Origin of the sequence: Massilia terrae (genome assembly GCF_024753145.1) — a bacterium.
Taxonomy (GTDB): Bacteria; Pseudomonadota; Gammaproteobacteria; order Burkholderiales; family Burkholderiaceae_D; genus Telluria; species Telluria terrae.
In genome coordinates, this window is the sequence record NZ_JANUGU010000001.1 from 1,489,909 (window position 1) to 1,510,778 (window position 20,870).

The 20,870-nt window shown below is 67.2% G+C and carries 19 protein-coding genes; 10 read left to right on the top strand and 9 right to left on the bottom strand.

Annotation, left to right across the window (positions count from 1 at the left end):
- The first annotated feature begins 194 nt into the window (after positions 1–194).
- Complete coding sequence (locus NX778_RS06495) at positions 195–755, top strand: FxDxF family PEP-CTERM protein (protein ID WP_258810854.1); 561 nt, start codon at positions 195–197, stop codon at positions 753–755.
- Between the two features lie 100 nt (positions 756–855).
- Here NX778_RS06495 and NX778_RS06500 read toward each other — a convergent pair whose 3' ends face one another.
- Together NX778_RS06500 and NX778_RS06505 are read right to left on the bottom strand one after the other, a co-directional pair.
- On the bottom strand, positions 856–2,748 hold the full coding sequence (locus tag NX778_RS06500) for a sensor histidine kinase, YfiR-like protein-associated (RefSeq protein ID WP_258810855.1): 1,893 nt from the start codon (positions 2,746–2,748) through the stop codon (positions 856–858).
- Positions 2,745–3,323: a TOL_0243 family YfiR-like periplasmic protein gene (locus NX778_RS06505; protein WP_258810856.1), complete on the bottom strand. Its 579-nt coding sequence runs from the start codon at positions 3,321–3,323 to the stop codon at positions 2,745–2,747. Before NX778_RS06505 ends, NX778_RS06500 begins: the two co-directional genes overlap by 4 nt.
- Positions 3,324–3,691: 368 nt before the next feature.
- On the opposite strand from NX778_RS06505, the gene NX778_RS06510 reads away from it, so the two are divergent.
- The 3 genes from NX778_RS06510 (at position 3,692) to NX778_RS06520 (ending at position 8,886) form a co-directional block, all read left to right on the top strand.
- A complete protein-coding gene (locus NX778_RS06510; protein ID WP_258810857.1) occupies positions 3,692–4,528 on the top strand; it encodes a response regulator in 837 nt (278 codons plus the stop codon).
- A gap of 199 nt (positions 4,529–4,727) precedes the next feature.
- A complete protein-coding gene (locus tag NX778_RS06515) occupies positions 4,728–7,754 on the top strand; it encodes an ATP-binding protein (protein ID WP_258810858.1) in 3,027 nt (1,008 codons plus the stop codon).
- Between the two features lie 136 nt (positions 7,755–7,890).
- Positions 7,891–8,886 carry a GGDEF domain-containing response regulator gene (locus NX778_RS06520; RefSeq protein WP_258810859.1) on the top strand — a complete coding sequence of 332 codons (996 nt, stop codon included), beginning with the start codon at positions 7,891–7,893 and terminating at the stop codon, positions 8,884–8,886.
- A 174-nt stretch (positions 8,887–9,060) separates the two neighbouring features.
- Here NX778_RS06520 and NX778_RS06525 read toward each other — a convergent pair whose 3' ends face one another.
- Positions 9,061–9,513, bottom strand: coding sequence for a hypothetical protein (locus NX778_RS06525; protein WP_258810860.1), 453 nt, complete (start codon positions 9,511–9,513; stop codon positions 9,061–9,063).
- A 264-nt stretch (positions 9,514–9,777) separates the two neighbouring features.
- On the opposite strand from NX778_RS06525, the gene NX778_RS06530 reads away from it, so the two are divergent.
- The gene (locus NX778_RS06530) at positions 9,778–11,409 is read left to right on the top strand and encodes a response regulator (RefSeq protein ID WP_258810861.1); all 1,632 of its coding nucleotides are present in this window, start codon (positions 9,778–9,780) and stop codon (positions 11,407–11,409) included.
- A 96-nt stretch (positions 11,410–11,505) separates the two neighbouring features.
- On the opposite strand, the gene NX778_RS06535 is transcribed toward NX778_RS06530, so the two are convergent.
- The gene (locus tag NX778_RS06535) at positions 11,506–11,973 is read right to left on the bottom strand and encodes a hemerythrin domain-containing protein (protein WP_258810862.1); all 468 of its coding nucleotides are present in this window, start codon (positions 11,971–11,973) and stop codon (positions 11,506–11,508) included.
- Between the two features lie 158 nt (positions 11,974–12,131).
- Between NX778_RS06535 and NX778_RS06540 the strand changes: the two genes are divergently transcribed.
- From NX778_RS06540 to NX778_RS06560, 5 genes are all read left to right on the top strand, one after another.
- Positions 12,132–12,833, top strand: a complete 702-nt coding sequence (locus NX778_RS06540; RefSeq protein ID WP_258810863.1) for a sensor histidine kinase — start codon at positions 12,132–12,134, stop codon at positions 12,831–12,833.
- A gap of 96 nt (positions 12,834–12,929) precedes the next feature.
- Positions 12,930–13,676 carry a molybdate ABC transporter substrate-binding protein gene (modA, locus tag NX778_RS06545; protein WP_258810864.1) on the top strand — a complete coding sequence of 249 codons (747 nt, stop codon included), beginning with the start codon at positions 12,930–12,932 and terminating at the stop codon, positions 13,674–13,676.
- A gap of 12 nt (positions 13,677–13,688) precedes the next feature.
- On the top strand, positions 13,689–14,360 hold the full coding sequence (modB, locus tag NX778_RS06550) for a molybdate ABC transporter permease subunit (protein WP_258810865.1): 672 nt from the start codon (positions 13,689–13,691) through the stop codon (positions 14,358–14,360).
- Positions 14,361–14,370: 10 nt separating this feature from the next.
- Entirely contained in the window at positions 14,371–15,117 is a 747-nt protein-coding gene (locus NX778_RS06555; RefSeq protein ID WP_258810866.1) for an ABC transporter ATP-binding protein, read from the top strand.
- Positions 15,114–15,929, top strand: coding sequence for a TOBE domain-containing protein (locus tag NX778_RS06560; RefSeq protein ID WP_258810867.1), 816 nt, complete (start codon positions 15,114–15,116; stop codon positions 15,927–15,929). The genes NX778_RS06555 and NX778_RS06560 overlap by 4 nt, the downstream gene beginning before the upstream one ends.
- Positions 15,930–16,044: 115 nt before the next feature.
- Here the strand turns inward: NX778_RS06560 and NX778_RS06565 are convergent, their stop codons facing one another.
- The 5 genes from NX778_RS06565 to NX778_RS06585 form a co-directional block, all read right to left on the bottom strand.
- Complete coding sequence (locus tag NX778_RS06565) at positions 16,045–16,686, bottom strand: hydrolase (RefSeq protein ID WP_258811056.1); 642 nt, start codon at positions 16,684–16,686, stop codon at positions 16,045–16,047.
- Between the two features lie 114 nt (positions 16,687–16,800).
- Complete coding sequence (locus NX778_RS06570) at positions 16,801–18,096, bottom strand: NAD(P)/FAD-dependent oxidoreductase (protein ID WP_258810868.1); 1,296 nt, start codon at positions 18,094–18,096, stop codon at positions 16,801–16,803.
- 89 nt (positions 18,097–18,185) lie between these two features.
- The gene (locus NX778_RS06575) at positions 18,186–18,659 is read right to left on the bottom strand and encodes a hypothetical protein (protein ID WP_258810869.1); all 474 of its coding nucleotides are present in this window, start codon (positions 18,657–18,659) and stop codon (positions 18,186–18,188) included.
- Positions 18,660–18,736: 77 nt separating this feature from the next.
- Entirely contained in the window at positions 18,737–19,501 is a 765-nt protein-coding gene (locus NX778_RS06580) for a LytR/AlgR family response regulator transcription factor (RefSeq protein WP_258810870.1), read from the bottom strand.
- Positions 19,494–20,732, bottom strand: a complete 1,239-nt coding sequence (locus NX778_RS06585) for a histidine kinase (RefSeq protein WP_258810871.1) — start codon at positions 20,730–20,732, stop codon at positions 19,494–19,496. The genes NX778_RS06580 and NX778_RS06585 overlap by 8 nt, the downstream gene beginning before the upstream one ends.
- Positions 20,733–20,870 lie beyond the last annotated feature (138 nt).

The window sequence follows — 20,870 nt, forward strand, 5'->3', positions numbered from 1 at the left end:
TCGTTTTCCCTCTGGAGCCCGCTTGCAGCGTCTAGCTGTCGGGAAAACATTTTTCCGACAGCACTTTTCCCCATAGAAGCACACCGATCCGTGCACTTATACGATTTTGATCACGCTTTTGCTAATCTGGACTTCCCCCGATTCTTGAACAACCAAGCTGCAGGACGCGGCTGTTTCTCTTGAGAGGTTTAGACATGAAAAAGACTTTGCTCGCTGCACTCGTCATCGCCACTGCCTCGTTTGGCACCACTGCGATGGCAGATACGATAGGCAAGACTCCGCAAGTGCTCAACCTGACGGACAATGCCGGCTTCTTTGGCGATGTATTCGGCGCCAATAACAAGGGCAACACTTTCGCCGACAAGTTCACCTTCTCCGTGAGCGGCAGCTCCATGATGAACATGAACGCCATTGTGTCGTCGATCAGCCCCAGCGCTGACACCGGCCTCGATTTCACCGGCCTGGCACTGTACGGCGTTGGCACTGGCGGCGCCGCCGACAAGCTGATCGCCAGCGGCACGGGCAATGCGGCCGGCCCGATCGACGTCTGGACCCTGTCGACCAGCAATCTGGCCGCAGGCAATTACTACCTCAAAGTGAGCGGCAATGTCGTGGGCACCACCGCGGCATCGTTCGGCGGCGCCACGATGATGATGGCGGCCCCGGTGCCGGAGCCGGAAACCTACGGCATGATGCTGGGCGGCCTGGGCGTGCTGGGCTTCCTGGCCCGTCGCCGCAAACAGAAACAAGCCTAAGCTGCATCCCTCAGGCATCTGTCCTTGATGTACGCGGAAGCCGGCCGGCTTCCGCCCTGGTGCGCCGGAGCGGGGTTTCCCCTCTGGCGCGTTTTTACGCCTACTTGCGGCGTTTCTCGACGATCGCCCGGTTGCCGAGGATCTCCTCGATCTGCTCGAAGCGCACCGGCTTGACCATGTGATGGTCGAAGCCGGCCTCGAACGCCAGCTGGCGGTCCTTCTCCTGTCCCCAGCCGGTCACCGCGATCAGGATCGTCAGCGTCCCGCAGGGCAGCCCGCGGATCCCGCGCGCGAGGTCGTAGCCGGACATCTGCGGCAGGCCGATGTCGAGGAAGGCATAGTCCGGGCAGAAGCGGCTGGCGGCGGTCAGCGCATCCGGTCCGTTGTGCGTGATGACCACGCTGTGCCCCATGGCCGAGAGCAGCGCGCCGATGCTGTTGACGAAGTCGACATTGTCGTCGGCCAACAGGATGCGGTAGGTCTCGGCGCTGATGAAGGACGCCGGCGTCGGCTTGGTCAGCGGCTCCGGCTCGACCACGATCGGCAGGCGCACCGTGAAGCGGCTGCCGCGGCCCAGGCCCTCGCTGTGGGCGGCGATCGAGCCGCCGTGCAGCTCCACCAGGCGGCGCGCCAGCGACAGGCCGACGCCCAGCCCCGCGTTGCTGCGCTCGAGCCGAGAATCGACTTGCACGAACATCTCAAACACCTGGTCCAGCATGTCCGGCGCCAGCCCGATGCCGGTATCGGACACCTCCACCACCAGCGCGTTCTCCTCCACGTGGGCGGCCAGCGTCACGCGGCCGCCGCGGTCGGTGTACTTGGCGGCGTTGTTGAGCAGGTTCGACAGGATCTGCGCCAGCCGGGTGGCGTCGCCATGCAGGAACACCGGCCGGTCCGGCAGCTCGATGATCAGCTCGTGGCCGTGCAGCTCGATGAAGGGGCGCACCACCTCCAGCGCGTCATTGACCACCGCCTTCAGCTCGACCCGGCCCATCTTGATCGCCAGCTTGCCGGTATTGATGCGCGACACGTCCAGCAGGTCGTCCACCAGCCGCACCATCTGGCGCAACTGGCGCTCCATGATGTCGGTGGCACGCTGGGTGGACGCGGCGTCGCCGCTGCGCAGGCGCAGGATGTCGAGCCCGGTGCGGATCGGCGCCAGCGGATTCCTCAGCTCATGCGCCAGCGTGGCCAGGAATTCGTCCTTGCGCCTGTCGGCGCTGCGCAAGGCGTCCTCGGCGCGCTCGCGCACCTGCATCTCGTGCTCCAGCGTGCGGTTGGCCTGCTGCAAGGCATCCGAGCGGCGCCCGACCTCGGCCAGCATGTCATTGAAGGCGTCCACCAGCACGCCGATCTCGCCGCTCTCGCCCGGCACCCGCAACGAAAAGTCGCGCCGCTGCATCACCTGGCGCGCCACCTCGGTCATCGAATTGAGCGGGCGCGTGATCCAGCTCTGCATGCGGCGCGCCGTCAGCGAGGCGATCAGCAGCGCCACCAGCATCACGGCGACCAGGATCCCCCCGTAGTTGAGCATGCGGTCAATCAGGCCGTAGCGCGAGCGCAGGTAGACCGTGCCGATCAGTTCGCCGTTCTCGACGATGCGCTGCGTCACCACCAGCTCGCCGCGCTTGATCGAATAGCCCTGCTGCGGCGGCCGCGCCGGCACCTGCAGGTCGTCCGGGTTGGCCGCATAGGTGGCGAACAGGGTGCCGGAACTGGTGTACACGGCGCCCGCCAGGATCTGCGGGCGCACCCGTAGCACCGCCAGGTTCTGGCGCGCCGCGCTGGCATCGTTGAAGGTGAGCGCCGGCGCCGTCACGCGCGCCATGATGTCGGCCTGCGCGCTCAGGTCGCGGATCCAGTAATTGCGGAAGGTCCCCAGGTCGAACGCCATCATGGCCACCGAGGCGATCACCAGTGCGACCAGGGTGGTCACGACCGACATCGACATCAGCTTGCCGCGCACGGTTCCAGTATCGAGCCACCTGGTCATGGAGCTCCTTTCTGCACGTGGTTGGCCACCGTCAGCAGGCGCGAACTGAGCCGTACGTTGTTGTGCTCGGCGGCATCCAGCGAGACGTCGAAGCGCACGTGCTCGCCAACCAGGCGGAAGTTGATCACCGCCCCCTGCTGCAGCCCGCCGTCGCATTCGGTCACGACCAGCAGTGCGCGGGTGGCGCGGATCACCCGCGCGGCCCGCCCGCAGTCGGAGCCGCCCACGAACAGCAGGTGGGCCAGCACGCCATCCCCCTCGCGCAGGGCGCGCACCACGATCGGATGGCTGTTGACGGAGCGCCCGGCGGTGATCGCCGCCAGGTCGGCCGCCATCTCTTCCGAATTGGCGACCACCATGATGACCGGGGCGGCCGGCTCGGCGAAGGCGCCGGCCGGGAATTCGGTGTAGGCCAGGAATTTGTACAGGAAAGCGGCCTTCACCCGCCGTTCCAGCGCCGAGCCGTCCTGCGCCTGCGCCGCCCGCGGCACTGTTGCCAGGATGCCGCACACCAGCGCCAGGCAGGCCAGCCAGGCGGCCGGAACCAGCCGGCGCCAGCCTACCTGACCCGTCATCCCTCCTCGCGGGCGAGCACAGACGAACGCGCGCCGGCAGCGTGCGCGTTCGGCGAACCGTCCGCCACCCGTTTGGAGAAATGCATTCATATTTTTCAATCGTAAAACATTTTCTCCCATGCACCAACCGCCGCACGATTGGAACTGTAGCGTACATATTCATTTCGATGATGGTGCGTATTCGAAATGGAAATTGGAGCTAATTGCGGCAATGCAGCATCATGCTTCCTGTCTCCTCTATTCTCCTCCAAGGAAATAGATTGAAGCCCGCAGCCTCAGCCGCGGGCTATTTTTTTGCCTGTCGTGCGCGCGCATCCCGTCGCGGGCTTGGTGTAGGATTAGCCACCTTTTGGCATCTACACGACTCGATGTACGCAACCGGCCCTTCCCCTCTCTCCGTCAGCGACTACGACTGGTTGGCGTCCCAGCTGGGGGCGCCGGACGCCTGGCCGCTGCCGCTGCGCATCGCCGCCGACCTGTTGCTGGGCAGCCCCCTGCCCGCCCTGCTGGCCTGGGGCGAAGCGCCCGTGGTCCTGTTCAATGCCGCCTATGCCGAACTGGCCGGGCCCGGCTATGGCAAGGTTCCCGGTGGCACGGTGCCGCCGGTGATGCCGCCGCCGCTGGCGGCCGCGCGCGACGCGCTGGCCACGGCGCGCCAGGGCAAGCCCTCATGCGTCCATGACGTCGCGCTCGCCTTCGTGCGGGCCGGCGGGCGCGTGGAGGAACGGCGCGACCTCTACCTGGTGCCGGTCAAGGACGGCAATGGCGGCGTGGGCGGCGTGTTCTGCACCCTGGCCCAGCCCACCAGCGCCCCGGCGGCGGAAGCGGCCGGCTCCGGCTCCCTGCGCATCCTGGTGGTGGAAGACAACCTCGATTCCCAATACCTGGTGTGCGAGATGCTGCGCGCCTTCGGCCACCATGCCGACGGCGTCGGCCATCCCAGCGACGCCCTGGCCCGCCTCGGCGCCGAGCGCTACGACGTGCTGTTCTCGGACGTCAGCCTGCCCGGCATGTCCGGGGTGGAGCTGGCGCGCGAGGCCATCGCCGGCCAGCCCGGAATCAAGGTGATCTTTGCCTCCGGCTACGGCGACAGCTTGCTGCGCCACCTCGACTTCCCTTATCTGTCGCTGCAAAAGCCTTACGAGCTCGACCAGCTACAGGCGGCCCTCGACCGCGTTGCCGCCGCCCCCGCGGCGCGAAGCTGACGCGGCAAGCGTGTGCGGCCGGAATGCTGGGCTGGGCTAGAATCGGGCATGTTCGGCTGCCGCGGCCATGCGGCGGTGGCCGCGCGCCCCTGACTTTGACGCGCATGTATGCCATCTCCACCTCCGGCGGCCGATGTCCCCTGCCGCTTGCCGCGACACGCCCGTTCGCCTTCCGGCGCGCCCGCAGGGAGACACACGCATGAACGAACAGAAAAAAATCCCGGCGGCCGCGGCGTCGGACGGCACCTCAGGCGGCAGCATGTTCGGCGCCCGCAAGCGCGCCGAGGCTGAGCTGGAAGCGGCCCAGCTGGCCCTGCGCAGCGCCAACGCCCGCATCGAATCGATCCTCGAAAGCCTGACCGACGGCATCTGCGCGGTCGACCACGACTGGCGCATCACCTACCTGAACGGCCGCGCGCTGCAGATGCTCGACCCGCCCGAAATGACCCGCGACCACCTGCTCGGCCGCCGCCTGTGGGACGAGTTCCCGGAGCTGGAGCATTCCCCGTTCGGCATTGCCTGCCGCGCCGCCCTGCAGGAAGACCACACCGTCAGCGGCGAAATGTATTATTCGCGCCGCGGCGGCTGGATCGGCATCCGCGCCTTTCCCGCGCCGGAAGGGCTGACCATCTACGTGCAAGACATCAACCAGCACAAGACCGACCAGCAGGCCCTCGTGGACGGGAACGCCCGCCTGCAGCTGGCCCTGTCGGCCGGCGGCCTGGGCGACTGGCGCTGGGACGCCGCCACCGACCGTGTCACGCTGGGTGCGCGCGCCGCCGCCATGTTCGGCCTGCCGGCCGACGTGCCGCTCGACTGGGCCGCGCTGCGCGAACGCCTCGACGAGCCCTCGCGTGAGCAGGTGCGGCGCGCCTTCCTGCACGCCTTCGCCACCCACGCCGACGTCGACGTCGAATGTCGCCTGCTGGCCGAAGATGGCCCGGCCTGGATCGCGCTGGTCGGCCGCGCCAGCTATGCCGACCCGGGATTGCCGCAGGGCGTGATCGGCATGACCGGCGTGGTGCAGGACATCACCGCCCGCAAGCACGCCGAGGAATCGCTGCGCCAGAGCGAGGAAGTGCTGCGCGCGCTGGCCAACTCGATCCCGCAGCTGGCCTTCATGGCCGATGCCGACGGCGCCATGGTCTGGCTCAACGAGCGCTGGTACGAATACACCGGCGTCACACCCGGTGCGGCCGCCGGCTGGGGCTGGGAGCAGGTACTCGACCCCGAAGTGCTGCCCGCCGTGCAGGAGCACTGGCAGCATTGCCTGCGCACCGGCGCGCCGTTCGAGATGGAATACCCGATCCGCGGCGCCGATGGCCGCTACCGCTGGTTCCTGACCCGCATCAGCGCGGTGCGCGACCTGCACGGGCGCGTGGTGCGCTGGTTCGGCACCAACACCGACGTCGACGAGGTCAAGCGCGCCGAACATGCCCTGCGCGAGGAATCGCACGTGCTCGAGCTGCTCAACAGCACCGGCGCCTCCTTGGCCGCCACCCGCGACCTGCGCACCCTTTTGGCCACCGCCACCGACGCCGCCGCCGGCATCGCGGGCGCGCGCTTCGGCGCCTTCTTCTACCACGGCCCGGCCGGCGACAGCCGCCTGTTCACCCTGTACACCATGGCCGGCGCCACGCCGGCCCGCTTCCAGAGCTTCGGCGAGCCGCAGGCGCTGGCCCTGTTCGGCCCCAGCCTGTTCGGCGCCGGCCCGGTGCGCGCCGCCGACATTACCCACGAGCGGCGCGACGGCGTGCACTGGTTCGACCTGGCCGCGGGGCACCCGGCGGTGCGCAGTTACCTGGCGGTGCCGGTGGTGGCGCGCTCCGGCGAAGCCCTGGGCACCATGTTTTTCGGGCATCCCGAGCCAGACATGTTCTCCGAACGCACCGAGCGCATCGTGGCCGGCATCGCCGCCCAGGCCGCCATTGCGATCGATAACTCGCGCCTCTACGAAGGCGCGCAGCAGGCCGCCGAAGAGCGCAAGGTGCTGCTCGAACGCGAGCGCGAGGCGCGCGCCGAGGCCGAGCGCACCAGCCAGATGAAGGACGAGTTCCTGGCGACCCTGTCGCACGAGCTGCGCACCCCGCTGTCGGCCATCCTCGGCTGGGCCCAGGTGCTGCGCCGCGGCGGGCGCGACGGTGGCGACCTGGCGCGCGGCCTGCAGACCATCGAACGCAATGCGCGCGCCCAGGCCCAGCTGATCGAGGACCTGCTCGACATGAGCCGCATCACCTCCGGCAAGGTGTTGCTCGACATGCAGGTGCTGGCCCCGGCCAGCTTCATCGACGCCGCCATCGAGACCGTGCGCCCGGGCGCCGACGCCAAGAACGTCACCATCGACAAAGAGTACGAGGCCGATCCGGGCCTGGTCGCGGCCGATCCGGGCCGCCTGCAGCAGGTGGTGTGGAACCTGGTGTCGAACGCGATCAAGTTCACCCCGCGCGACGGCCGGGTGACCGTGAAACTGGCGCGCCGCGACGGCCAGGTGGCCATCACCGTCAGCGATACCGGCATCGGCATCAAGCCCGAATTCATCACCCACGTGTTCGAGCGCTTCCGCCAGGCCGACGCCTCGACCACCCGGCGCCACGGCGGCCTCGGCCTGGGCCTGTCGATCGTCAAGCACCTGGTCGAGCAGCACGGCGGCACGGTGCGCGCCGAGAGCGCCGGCGAAGGCCAGGGCGCCAGCTTCACCATTGAGTTGCCGCTGGCCAAGCAGCCGCCGGCGGCGGGGCGGGCCGGGCGCGGCCTGGTGCCGCTGCCCACGCCCGCCACCGGCGAGCTGACCTACCTCGACCTCACCGGGGTGGACGTGCTGGTGGTCGACGACGACCGCGACGCGCGCGAACTGATGGCGCGCATCCTGACCGACTGCCACGCCACCGTGCGCACGGCCGCCGGCGCGCGCGAGGGCTTCGCGGCCTTCCAGGCGGCGCGCCCGGATCTCCTGATCAGCGACCTGGGCATGCCCGAGGTCGACGGCTTCGAGCTGCTGGGCTGGGTGCGCGCGCTCGGGCGCGATCACGGCGGCAACGTGCCGGCCATCGCCCTGACCGCCTTCGCCCGCTCGGAAGACCGGCTGCGCGCCCTCGAAGCGGGCTTCTCGGCCCACATCTCGAAACCGGTGGAGCCGAGCGAACTGATTGCCGCCGTGGCAGGCATCGTGGGGCCGGCCAGCCCGATGTTGCTCAGCGGCCGCACGGCGCGGCCGGACGCCGGTTGACGTGGTCATGCTGCTCCTACCGGCGCACGCGGCGCTGTCCTACAAGAAATTAGCGGCGCTTTGCTAGACTATCGTGGATGGGTAGTGCTTAGCCCCGGTGGCAACGCACGCGGGTCCCGAACGGAAGAGAAATCGCATGCCGAGCCGACAAGACATCCTGAACGCGAAGATCCTGATTGTGGATGACTCGCCCGACAATATCGACCTGATGGAGGAGATATTGCGCGAGGAAGGCTACGCCTGCGTCAGCTCGACCATGGAGCCGGAGCAAGTGTGCCCCCTGCACCGCGAGCACAATTACGACCTGATCCTGCTCGACCTGCAGATGCCCGGCCTGAATGGCTTCCAGGTGATGAAGGGCCTGAAGGAAATCGAGCAAGGCGGCTACCTGCCGGTGCTCGCCCTCACCGCCCAGCCCAGCTTCAAGATCGCGGCGCTGGAAGCGGGCGCGCGCGATTTCATCAGCAAGCCCTTCGACCTGCTCGAAGTTCACAAGCGCATCCACAACATGCTGGAAGTGCGCCTGCTGTACAAGGAGCTGGCGCAATACAGCAAGGCCCAGCAGGAGCTGGCCCTGCACGATGCCCTGACCGGCCTGCCCAATCGCCGCCTGCTCGAGGACCGGATCGAAACCGCCCTGCAGCACGCCGCGCGCAGCCACGCCAAGGCGGCGGTCATGTACCTCGACCTGGACGGCTTCAAGGCGATCAACGACACCTATGGCCACGCCTACGGCGACGAGATCCTGAAGATGGTGTCGCAGCGCCTGCTGGCGTCCTCGCGCCGGGAAGACACGGTGGCGCGCCTGGGCGGCGACGAGTTCATGGTGGTGCTGGGCGAGGTGCACAGCCTGTCCGATGCGCTGGGGCCGGCGGCCAAGCTGGTCGAGGTGCTGAACGAGCCCTTCTTCATCAACGACCTGACCTTGCGGCTGTCGACCTCGATCGGCATCAGCCTGTATCCGGATGACGCCGAGAGCGTGGACGCGCTGATCAGCATCGCCGACTACGCGCTGTACGAGGCCAAGCGCAGCGGCAAGAACCGGTTCTGCACCACGGGCACCGCGCGGCAGAAGACCACCAGCAAGCTGCCCCTGCCCAGCAGCCAGGCGGAGCTGGCGCCGCATCGTTAAACCCCATTCCTGACCACCGTCGTTCCCGGCACTGCCGGAAACGACTCCCCGCGCAGGCGGGGACCCATGGACCATCTGCCTGGCCGCACAAACGCCGCGAGCCCGCAAACCCGGCATGGGTCCCCGCCTGCGCGGGGCGACGCTCACTTATTAACTCACGCGAAATCCCGAAGCTTAGTGCTTATGCTCCTCCTCCTTGCGCACTTGCGAATGCTGCAACGCCGGTTCGCCCAGCACCTCCTCATTGTGGGCTTCGATCGCGGCCGCGTTCTGGTGGTCGGTGCTGGCCTGGACCATATCCGGCGCCACCTCGATCCGCGTCACGCTGGACGTCACCGCCGGCGGGTCACTGGCCGGGAAGGTCATCTCGACCGAATCGTCGATCAAGGCATCCTCGGCCACTTCCTTCTGCGTTTCCATTTCCTCTGCCGCCAGCAGCTTGATCGCCTGCACCGTCTTGACGAGCTTGAGCTCACCCAGTTCGCCAACGGTGGTGACCCCGAACGCGGAGCGCAAGGCCGCGGCCTGCTCGTCGGTCACGTCGGTCAACGCCGTCAAGGGCGCGTGGCACAGGTCGCGCAGGCACTTTTCGCGGTATTGGTCTTTCACGATGCTGTTGATGTTCATCTTTGTCCTTTCAAGAATGGCCCTCGTTCTCCGTAGACTCAGTCGAACCGGACACGTTCCGACTATCCCACAACCGTGCCCGCCGGGTATGTGCGCTACCGTACTGTGTCCTCCCGCGCACTATAGCAATCCGCCGGGCTCGGCCCTCCTGCCTCGTGATATGATGGTTTGTTGCAACGCGCGTATGTTTTGTTTCGGCAATTTTTCAAAGCTCTGCTATGCTTTTAACAAACAGACCGCGACTCGTCGCTGAGTGATATAGCCGTGCCGAAAACTGATAAACCGAAGATCCTGGTGGTCAACGATGACCCCGCGAGCCTGCTGGCGCTGACCAGCCTGCTTGACCAATGGGCGGCGGAGACCAACTACGCCGTGGTGTCGGCCCGCTCCGGCCAGGAAGCCCTGCGGCAAGTGCTGCTGCACGATTTCGCGGTGATCCTGCTGGACGTAAACATGCCCGGCATGGATGGATTCGAAACCGCCGAGGCGATCCACCAGCGCGCCCGTTCCGCCGATATCCCGATCATCTTCGTGACCGCCTTCCTGGCCGACGAGATCGATCGCCTCAAGGCCTACCAGCGCGGCGCCGTCGATTTCCTGTTCACGCCGGTGATCCCCCAGATCCTGCACGCCAAGGTGTCGGTGTTCGTCGCGCTCGCCAACAAGAACGAGCAATTGCGGCGCCAGGCCGACAAGCTGTCGCAGCGCACCGCCGAACTGACCACGAGCAACCGCCAGCTCACCCGCGAAATCGAAGAGCGCCGTGCCATCGAGCGCAAGAGCCATGCCAAGGACGAGTTCCTGGCCATGCTCGGCCACGAACTGCGCAATCCGCTGTCGGCCATCTCCAGCGCCGCCGCCCTGTTGGCAATGCCCGGCGCCGAGAGCAATACCCGCGCCCGCGCCATCATCCAGCGCCAGAGCCAGCACCTGTCGCGCATCGTCGACGACCTGCTCGACCTGTCGCGCGCCATGTCCGGCAAGATCCTGCTGAACCGCAAGCCGCTGGATCTGTCGGCCCTGGTCTCGACCTGCCTCGACACCTTCCGCGCCACCGGCCGCACCGCCGGCTACACGATGAACGTGAACCTGTCCGAGGCCTGGGCCGAGGGCGACGCCACCCGCCTGGAGCAGGTCGCCTGCAACCTGATCGACAACGCACTCAAGTACACGCCGGACGGCGGCACCATCGGCATCACGGTGGACGGCACCGACAAGGAAGTGGTGTTCACGGTGTCTGATTCCGGGGTCGGCATCGAGCCCGAACTGCTGCCGCACGTGTTCGACGTCTTCGTGCAGGGCTCGATTTCGCTGGACCGGGCCCAGGGGGGCCTGGGCATCGGCCTGTCGCTGGTGCGCAATCTGGTCGAACTGCATGGCGGCAACGTGCATGCCTTCAGCGACGGCGACCGCAACGGCAGCCGTTTCGAGATCCGCATGCCGCGCGTGGACGCACCCAGCGTGCCCGTCCCGGCGCCGCACCACATGCCAGCGGAGCATGGCAAACCGAGCGTCCTGCTGATCGAAGACAATGACGACGGCCGCGAAATGATGGCCAGCATGCTGGGCGCTTACGACTATCCGGTGCGCCAGGCCGCGGACGGACTGGACGGCGTCGCGGCGGCCAGCGCCGAACCGTCGGACGTGGCGCTGGTGGACATCGGCCTGCCCGGCATCGACGGCTACGAAGTCGCCCGCCGCCTGCGCCAGAACCCGGCGACGGCGAATATGCGGCTGATCGCGCTTACCGGCTACGGCCTGGCCGAAGACCGTCGCCGCGTGATGGAAGCGGGATTCGACCTGCACCTGGTCAAGCCAGTCGACATCAAGCTGCTGCTGGAGGCGCTTGGGGAAACCAGGGCCGCGCAGCGGAACGCGCCGTCCAAGGCGGCTTGAGCTCCCCCTCATAAGAGAACGCCTTCATAAGCGAACGTCTTTATAAGAGAACGTCGTTCCCGCGGAGGCGGGAACGACGGCAATCTTAAGGTTCTGTCAGCTCGTCTGCTCCAGCTCCTCCTTCCGCTCCGCCATCTCCTCGCCCAGCGCCGCCAAGTCGATCCCGCTCTTCTTAGCCTTCGGGAACATTTCCTTTTCTTCCTCCTGCACGTGGTGCTCGATCTGCTCGGACAGCACCTTGATCTTGGCGTCATACAGCTCATCATCCGGATCCATCTCCTGGATCTGCGCGATCAGGTCCTTGGCTGCGGCGTGCTCGACCACGGCCTCGTCCACCGTGTCCTCGGCATCCTTGGCCGCCGCGCGCAGCGCCGGATAGAAAATTTCTTCCTCGATGCTTGCATGCAGGATCAGCGCATCGCAGATCTGGTCAGCCAACTTTTTCTTGGAAACCTTGGCCCGGTCAGTCAATTTCTCGTACTGCTCGAACAGGTCCTTTACCTCTCGGTGATCCGCCGTCAGCATGGCGATGGCGTCCTGCGCTGCGTTCGATTTCGTGGTCATTGGCAACTCCCTTGTGAAAATCATGAGTGAAATGGCGCTTGCGCCTGCCTCTAGCCTCGCCTGAAACGCGGCACGGGTATGTGCGACCACACACGCAGGTCGCGCGCCGTGCGCATCGCAGCTTGTTGTATGATCCGGGAAACATTTACCCTGCCCCTATGACCCAGCCGACGCCACCGACCGAGAACGCAGAGCAGCTCGCCGCCCGCGTGGCCGAACTGTCCGACCTGCTGGGCTACCTGGCCAACTGCTGGGACGACGAGCGGCGCCTGCTGGCGCGCCAACTGCACGACAACCTCGGTTCGACGATGACGGCGCTCACCATGCATCTCGGCCTGCTGACCCAGCAACTGCCGGAAGGCAAAGCCCGCGAGCGCGCCACCCAGATGAAGCAACTGCTAGCGCTCATCATCGACACCAACCGCCAGATGCAGCTCGCGCTGTGGAACGACAAGTTGGAATTCCTCGGCGTGAAGGCCGCGCTGGCCGAAGCCACCGCGCAATTCGGCGACGAGCACGGCATCACCGCGCGCGCCAGCCTGCCCGACGAGGATCCGCACTACTCGCGCGAACAGGGCGTGCTGTTGCTGCGCTGCGCCGAGGAGGGACTGCGCAATGTCGCCTCCCACGCGCAAGCCAGCGAGGCCGAAGTCATCCTCGACGACGACGGCGACCAGGCCATGCTGACCGTGCGCGACAACGGCGTCGGCCCTGCCGGCGATCCGGAATCGGGGACTTTCTGCCACGGCCTGCGCCTGCTGCGCGAGCGCGCCCGCCTGCTGGGCGGCAGCCTGGTCCTGACGCGCCGCCCGGAAGGCGGCACCGCACTGACCCTCACCATCCCACATCGGCAGCCATAGCCGGAGCACCGTCGTCCCGGCGCAGGCAGATCGCTATATACCGCAATATATAACGATGATGTACACTGTCGCTTCAACAACACGACAGGCATCGCCATGCCCAAGCGCCTTCTTGCCGCCCTCCTCCTGTGCGGCGCCGTCCTGACCGCGAGTGCGGGGGAAATCACCGTCTCCGCCGCCGCCAGCCTGACCGACGCCTTCAAGGAGATTGCCACCCACTTCGAGGCACAGCATCAAGGGACCACGGTGCTGCTGAACTTCGGCGCGTCCGGCGCGCTCGTGCAGCAGATCGCCAAAGGCGCGCCGGTCGACGTGTTCGCGTCCGCCGACCAGCTCACCATGGACATCGCGTCCAACCAGAACCTGCTCGCCCCCGGCGAGCGCCACGACTTCGCGCGCAACAACTTGGTCGTGGTCGTGCCGATCGACAGCAAGCTGGTCCTGCGCGACTTGGCCGGCCTGCGCCAACCCGCCGTGCATCGCATCGCCGCCGGCAATCCTTCCAGCGTACCGGTCGGCCGCTACACCCGCGAAGCGCTCGAAGCGCAGCACCTCTGGAACGAACTCGGCCCACGCCTGGTACTGGCGCAGAACGTACGCCAGGCGCTGGACTACGTGGCGCGCGGCGAGGCCGATGCCGGCTTCGTGTACGCCACCGATGCCGCCATCGCCAAGGGCCAGGTCAAGTTGGCGCTGCAGGTGCCGCTGGCACGGCCCGTCACCTACCCCATCGCCCTGGTCAACGCCAGCACCAACAAGGAAGAGGCGCGCCGCTTCATCGCCTACGTGCTGTCGCCCGAGGCCCAGGCCGTGCTGGCGAAGTACGGCTTCTCCAGGCCCTGACGCGCACGCATGATGAACGGAGCAGCAAGCGCGCTGGCCCTGTCGCTCAAGGTTTCCCTGCTGGCGACCGCGATCGACCTCGTGCTCGGCGTCGCCGTCGGCTACCTGCTCGCCCGCACGCGCTTCATCGGCCGCGACCTGCTCGACTCCATGCTCACGCTGCCGATGGTGATGCCGCCGACGGTGCTGGGCTACTATCTGCTGGTCCTGCTCGGCCGCCACGGCGCCATCGGCGCCTGGCTGCGGGACAGCTTCGGCATCAACCTGATCTTCACCTGGCAAGGCGCGGTGATCGCCGCCGCGGTGGTCGCCTTTCCCCTCGTGTTCAAGCCGGCGCGCGCCGCGTTCGAATCCATCGACCAGCGCGTCGAAAATGCCGCCCGCGTGCTGGGCGTATCGGAACGGGCGCTGTTCTTTCGCGTGACCTTGCCGCTGGCCTGGCGCGGCATCCTGGCCGGCGTGCTGCTTGCCTTCGCCCGTGCGATGGGCGAATTCGGCGCCACGCTGATGGTGGCCGGCAGCATCCCGGGACGCACCCAGACCTTGTCGATCGCCGTCTACGAAGCGGTGCAGGCCGGACAGGACGACATCGCCAACGGACTGGTGCTGATTACCTCGGCGGTCTGCATCGCGGTCCTGCTGACGGCGGGGCGCCTCGCCCCCGGCCAGGCGTTTCGGCGTTGAGGAGGCGGGCATGTTCGACATCGACATCCGCAAGACCGTCCGTTCGCCCAAGCGTGCGTTCGCGCTCCGCGTGGCATTTCGCACCGACAGCCAGCGCGTGGTGATCGTCGGCCCGTCCGGCTCCGGCAAGAGCCTGACGCTGCAAGCCATCGCCGGCCTCCTGCGTCCGGACGAGGGCCGCATCGCCGTCGCCGGAACGGAACTGTTCAACTCCGCCACCGGCCGCAACCTGCCGCCGCAAGCGCGCAAGGTCGGCTACCTGTTCCAGGACTACGCCCTGTTTCCGCACCTGAACGTCCGGCAGAACATCGGCTTCGGCCTCAACCGCGGCTGGTTCAACCGCGAAAACAGCGCCAGCGCCGTGGCGGTCGACCACTGGCTCGACATGTTCCGCCTGCGCCATGTCGCCCACCAGCGGCCGGATGAACTGTCCGGCGGCCAGCGCCAGCGCGTGGCCCTGGCGCGCGCCCTCGCCCCGCAGCCGTCGGCACTGCTGCTCGACGAACCGTTCGCCGCGCTCGACCGCGGACTGCGCGCCCGCCTGCGCGGCGAGCTGGACCGCATCCAGCGCCACCTCGGCATTCCGATGATACTGATCACGCACGACGAGGAAGATGCGGCCCTGCTCGGCGACCACGTCGTCAGGCTGCGCGACGGCATGGTCGACGACGACCCGGATCGCATTGCCGACGCTGAAGGCGAGTGCGACGATCTGGCGCTACCGCCGGGCTTCACCCAAACGAATCCGAACCCATGACGGCATCAGAGGACAAGGGCATCGCACTGGACGGATCGGTCTGGCTGACGGTCGGTGGCGAGAATTTCGGCGGCCACGCGCGGCTCGCGCTGCTGGCGCAAATCGCCGCCTGCGGATCGATCAGCCAGGCCGCCAAGGCGGTCGGGATGAGCTACAAGGCCGCGTGGGACGCGGTGGACGCCATGAACAACCTGGCCGGCGAAGCGCTGGTCGAACGGCTGGCGGGAGGCAAAGGCGGCGGCGGCACCCGGCTCACCGGGCGTGGACAGCAGCTGGTGCGCAATTTCGAGCTGGTCGAACGCGAGCACCGGCGCTTTGTCGAACGCCTTGGCCGGCAAGCGGGCGGCCTTGATGAAGATTACTTGCTCATGAGGAGAGTCAGCATGAGAACGAGCGCACGCAACCAGTTCTACGGCACCGTCAGTTCGATCAAGCAAGGGGCCGTCAACGACGAGATCGAGCTCGATGTCGCGGGCGGGCACAAGATCGTCGCCACCATCACGCGGGCCAGCACGCAGGAGCTGGGATTGCGCGTCGGCGCCGAAGCGCTGGCGCTGATCAAGGCCTCCGCCATCATCCTCGCCAGCGCGGACACCGACGCGCGCTTTTCTGCTGGCAACCGGCTGACCGGCGTCGTCTCGCGCCTGCAGCCGGGCGCGGTCAATGCCGAGGTCGTCATCGAGCTGTCTGGCGGCGGCTCGGTGGCGGCTATCATCACCAACGACAGCAGCGAAGCGCTGGGGCTCGCGGTCGGCGAGCCGGTGTCGGCGCTCTTTAATGCATCCAGCGTGATCCTCGCGGTGCCGGATTAACTGCAAAAGAGGCCGTCGCCCCGGCGAAGGCCGGGGCCCATAGACAGCTTGAGTTGTCGAGCGCTCAGCATAAATCCCGGCCTTCGTCGGGACGACGTGCAGTGCGCTACTTGGGCTACTCCGAACGATCGTAGCCGAACTGGATACCAGCCGTGCCGCCCGTCTCGATGAACAGGTTGATAAACGCAGGCACCGTTTCCTTGCGCTGCCAGTCCCGCTGCAGCTCGCAGAACAATTGCGCCACGCTGATCATCTTGCCGCCGGCCTGTTCGATGCGGCGCAGCGCCATTTCATGCGCCGTCACCGAGGTGCCACCCACCGCGTCGGCGACAACATAAACCTCGTAACCCGCCTCCAGCGCATCGAGCGACGGAAAGGTCAGGCAGGCCTCGGTCCACAAGGCCGTCATGATGAGCTTCTTGCGGCCGGTGGCTTCCACGGCCTTGCGGAATTCGACGTCTTCCCACGCATTGATGCTCGTGCGGTCATAGGTCGGGTAATCGCCCAGCACCTTGCGCAACTGGCCGATGGGCGGCTTGTTCAATCCGGTCTTCACGTTCACGGTCGAGTGAACGATCGGTAGTTGGTAGGCGATCGCGGCTTTCGCGGTGCCGACGATGTTATTCACGAGCAGTTGCCGATCCATTGAGGCGATCGAATTCACCTGTACAGGCTGGTAATCGATAACGATGAACGCCGCGTTCTGGGGAGTCAGCAGTTGATCCTGGAGCGGGTCGCGGATAGCTTCACTTGTCATGTCGGTCTCCTTCGGGTTTTCAGGGCGCTGCAGCGGAATGTCAGCATACGCCTGATTCACGCGCAATTCGCGCACTTCCCTTGCCCGGATAGGTCAGGCCAGATAGCGGACTTGTCAGTGCAACTTGACCAGAGGCGTCGCCCTCCGCACCAGGAAGCGCGCGACCGCCAGCACGCCGGTGCGTATCGGGCCCAGCACGGCCTGGTGGTGCATCAGGTGCAGGCTCACGTACATCAGCCGCGCCACGAAACCTTCGACGAACCACGACGCCCCGCGCAGCGCGCCCATCAGGCTGCCGACCGTGGTGCCGTGGCCGATCGACACCAGTGAGCCATAGTCGCGGTACTTGTACGGCTTGTCCGGCGCCGGCTTGCCTTCCGCGCGGCGTACCAGCGTGTCGCACAGATAATCGGCCTGCTGGTGCGCGGCTTGGGCACGCGGCGGGACCGGCTTGCCGTTGCCGTCGACGCAGGCCGCGCAATCGCCCAGCGCGTACACGTCCGGCACGCCCTTCACTCGCAAGCGGTCGTCGACGTCGAGCCCGCCGCCGTGACCGGTCGGCAGCCCCAGCGAACCGAGGAATTCCGGCGCCCGGATGCCCGCCGCCCAGACGCACAGGTCGGCCGGATAGACATTGCCTTTCTTGTCGTGCACCTTGTCGGCGTCGATCTGGGTGACGCGGCAATCGGTGACCACCTTGATCGAGCGCTTGTCCAGCAGTCGCAGCGCCGCATTGGACACGCGCTCCGGCAGCGGCGCCAGGATGCGCGGCGCGCCTTCCAGCAGCGTGATGTGGACGTCGCGCCGTCCCTGCAGATGCGAGAAGCCATACACGGCATACGCGCCGGACGCCTCGCGCAGCTCGGCCGACAACTCGACCCCGGTCGCGCCGCCGCCGATGATGACGATATTGATGCCGCCGTCGCCGCTTTCTTCCTTGTGCTCGTCGGCGCGCGCGAGCAGGCGCAGCAGGCGCAGGCGGAAGCGCTCCGCGTCTTCGGTGGCATTCAGGGAGATGGTGTACTCGGCCGCGCCGGGCACGCCGAAATAGTTGGAGGTGCTGCCCACAGCCAGCACCAGCGAACCGTAGCCGAGATGGCGCTCCGGCAGCACTTCCTCGCCGCCGCCCGCCACGGCGCCGACGATGACCTTCCTGGCGGCGGTGTCGAGCCCGGTCATCGGGCCGTAGATGAAGGCGAAGCCGTTATCGTGGGCCAGCATCTGGTACGACAGGCCTTCCTGGTGGATGTCCAGCGTGCCGGCCGCGACCTCGTGCAGCGATGGTTTCCAGATGTGGTACAGGCGGCTGTCGACCAGCGCAACCTTGCCCGGCCCGAGCTTGCGCCCGAGCTTGCATGCCAGTTCCAGCCCGCCGGCGCCGCCGCCTACGATCACGATCTCGCTCTGCAAACCAACCTCCGTCAAGGAGCCCGTTGCGGGCAAACGGTGTCAGTCTACTACGAGCCCGGCGGCGCTGCCGGACGGCTGGGTTCTACCGCTCAGTCGCGGTCGTGGCCATGGCCGCGGCCGTGGCCACGGTCATCGTCGTCGCGGTCCTTGTCCTTGTAGCGGCCGTAGGCGTGACCACGGCCGTTGTCGTGGTGGTCGCGGTCGCGGTCGCGCCATTCGCCGCGCGGCGGACCATAGCTGTAGACCTCGCGATAGTGCGGCACGTACACACGCTCGTACCAGTCATCGGTGACGAAGTACACCGGCGCGCCGCAGGCACCATAGGCGCCGCAGTAACGGCCCCAGTGGGCACGCTGGTACTGCGGCACGCGCAGGTACATCGGCTGGACCGCGTAGCGCGGGGCGGCGATGACCACCGGCCGCGTGTCCACCAGCACCGGGCGGGTGTCGCCGATGTCGATCCGGCCGAAGAAGCCCGGCTGGCCGACCGCGATGCTGACGTTCTGCGCCAGGGCGGAAGCGGAAACGGCTACCAAAGCGGCGCCGATGAGAATCTTTTTCATGCTGTCCTCACATGTGATTATGTTATGCCTGAAGTGTAGCAGCCCAACTCGGCGGCTACCCATGTTGTTACAGACATTCACATGTTTCGAAACAATGTCATAAATGGTTGGCTCACGGTCAATGTTTCAGGCCGATTCTTTAAGCGCAGCAATCCGCGCCCGGCTTCATCGCGCGACACCGACGCGATGGCGCGCATGTTGACGATGGTCGAGCGGTGGATCTGGCGGAACAGGGCCGGGTCGAGCGCGCCCAGCAGTTCGCGCAGCGTGGTGCGCAGCAGGGCCTCGCCGTCGGCCGTCATCACCACCGTGTACTTGGTGTCGGACTGGAAATAGACCACGTCCTCGACCATGATCAGGCGGGTCTCGGTGCCGCGGCTGGCCGTGATCCAGGCCAACGGCGGCGCCTTGCGCGGCGCGCCGTGGCCCAGCTGCCGCACCAGGTCGGCCAACAGTTGCGGATCGGGCCCGCCCTGCCCCATCCGGCTCTTCAGGCGGCGCAAGGTCGCGTCCAGCCGCTCGCGCGTGACCGGCTTGAGCAGGTAGTCGACAGCGCCGCGCTCGAAGGCATCCAGGGCATGCTGTTCGTAGGCGGTCACGAACACCACCTGGGTGCGCGGGCTGGCCTCGACCAGCGCGGCCGCCACTTCCAGCCCGGACAGGCCAGGCATGCGGATGTCGAGGAAGGCGAAGTCCGGCTGGTGCTGGGCGATCGCTTCCAGCGCGGCAGCGCCGTCCTCGCACACGGCGAGCTGTTCGACGTCCGGCGCCGCCTCGGCCAGCTGCTTGGACAGCTCGGCGCGCAGCAGGTCCTCGTCCTCGGCGATCACGCAACTAGGCATGGGCGGCCTCCACCGGCAGCTGGTACGGCAGGTTGATGGTGGCCGCAACGCCGCTCGGGAAATTCGAGGTCAGCACGAAGGAGGCGGCGTCGCCGTAGCCAAGACGCAGCCGTTCGCGCACATTCGACAGGCCGATGCCGCTGCCGCCGGCGTTGCCGGTCAGGCCCATGCCGTCGTCCGCCACCGTCACCGACAGCGTGCCGCCATGCACGCGGGCGAACACCCAGATGTTGCCGCCGCCCGGCTTCGGCTCCAGCCCGTGCTTGATCGCATTCTCGGCCAGGGTCTGGATCATCATCGCCGGGAAGGGATGCGCGTGCAGGGTCTGGTCCACCTGCAGCTGGGTTTCCAGCCGCGCGCCCATGCGGATCTTGAGGATGTCGAGGTAGGCGCGGGTGCGTTCCATTTCCTGCCCCAAGGTGGAGATGCCGTCGCCGCCACGCGGCAGCGAATGGCGCAGGTACTGGATCAGGTTGCCGAGCATCTGGTCGGCCAGCGGCGGATCGCTGCGCGTCAGCAGTTGGGCGTTGGCCAGCGTGTTGTACAGGAAGTGCGGCTCGACCTGGGCCTGCAGCAGGTTCAGGCGCGCCACCGCCAGCTCCTTGGCGGCGACGGTGTCGCGCACGCTGTCCTGTTCGCCGCGGCGGGCGGCCGCCACCCGGCGCGTAATGGCGCGCACGATCGCTTCCGCGTTCTCGAAGTTGGTGCCGTGGTCGACCAGGAACCAGTCGGTCCAGGCCGGGCGTTCCGGCTCGCAGACCAGCAGCGCGCTGCCCGCTTCGCCGTTCGGCGTGACCGTGACCAGCACCTGGTTGCGCGCGCGCCGCGCCACCCCGCCGTAGGGATCGATGCGCTTGACCTTGGCCCGCACCTGCAGGCTGTCGCGGGCGCTGTCGACCACTTGCGCGCCGGGCAGTTCGCGGATCGCGGCATCGACCAGGTCGAAGGCGGCGCCGGCCTCGAACGGGATCTCGACCTGGCGCCGCTGGCGGGCCGACAGCGCGCTGGCGTCGAGGCGGCCGGCCACCAGGCGCACCCGCAGCACGTGCGAGCAGGCGATCGACAGCACGGTCAGGGCCAGCGCGAAGCCGCCCATCACACCCAGGCCCTCGACCCAGTGGTAGCCGTTCATTCCTGGCCGGACCGCTTCTCCAATGCTGATCACGAAGAACAGGTAGACCAGGAACCAGACCAGCACCAGCCGGAAAGTAGTAAAAATGGCAGCAATCATGATGGGCTCAACTGTAGTGGGAGTGATTCGAGCTTAGCAAGCCATTTCTGCGTCTTCGCCCCTGATCCGACCAAGCCCCGCCTGCACCGACGAAGCCGGGGCGGCGCGGCGCGAAAGCCACACCCCGGGCCGTATCTG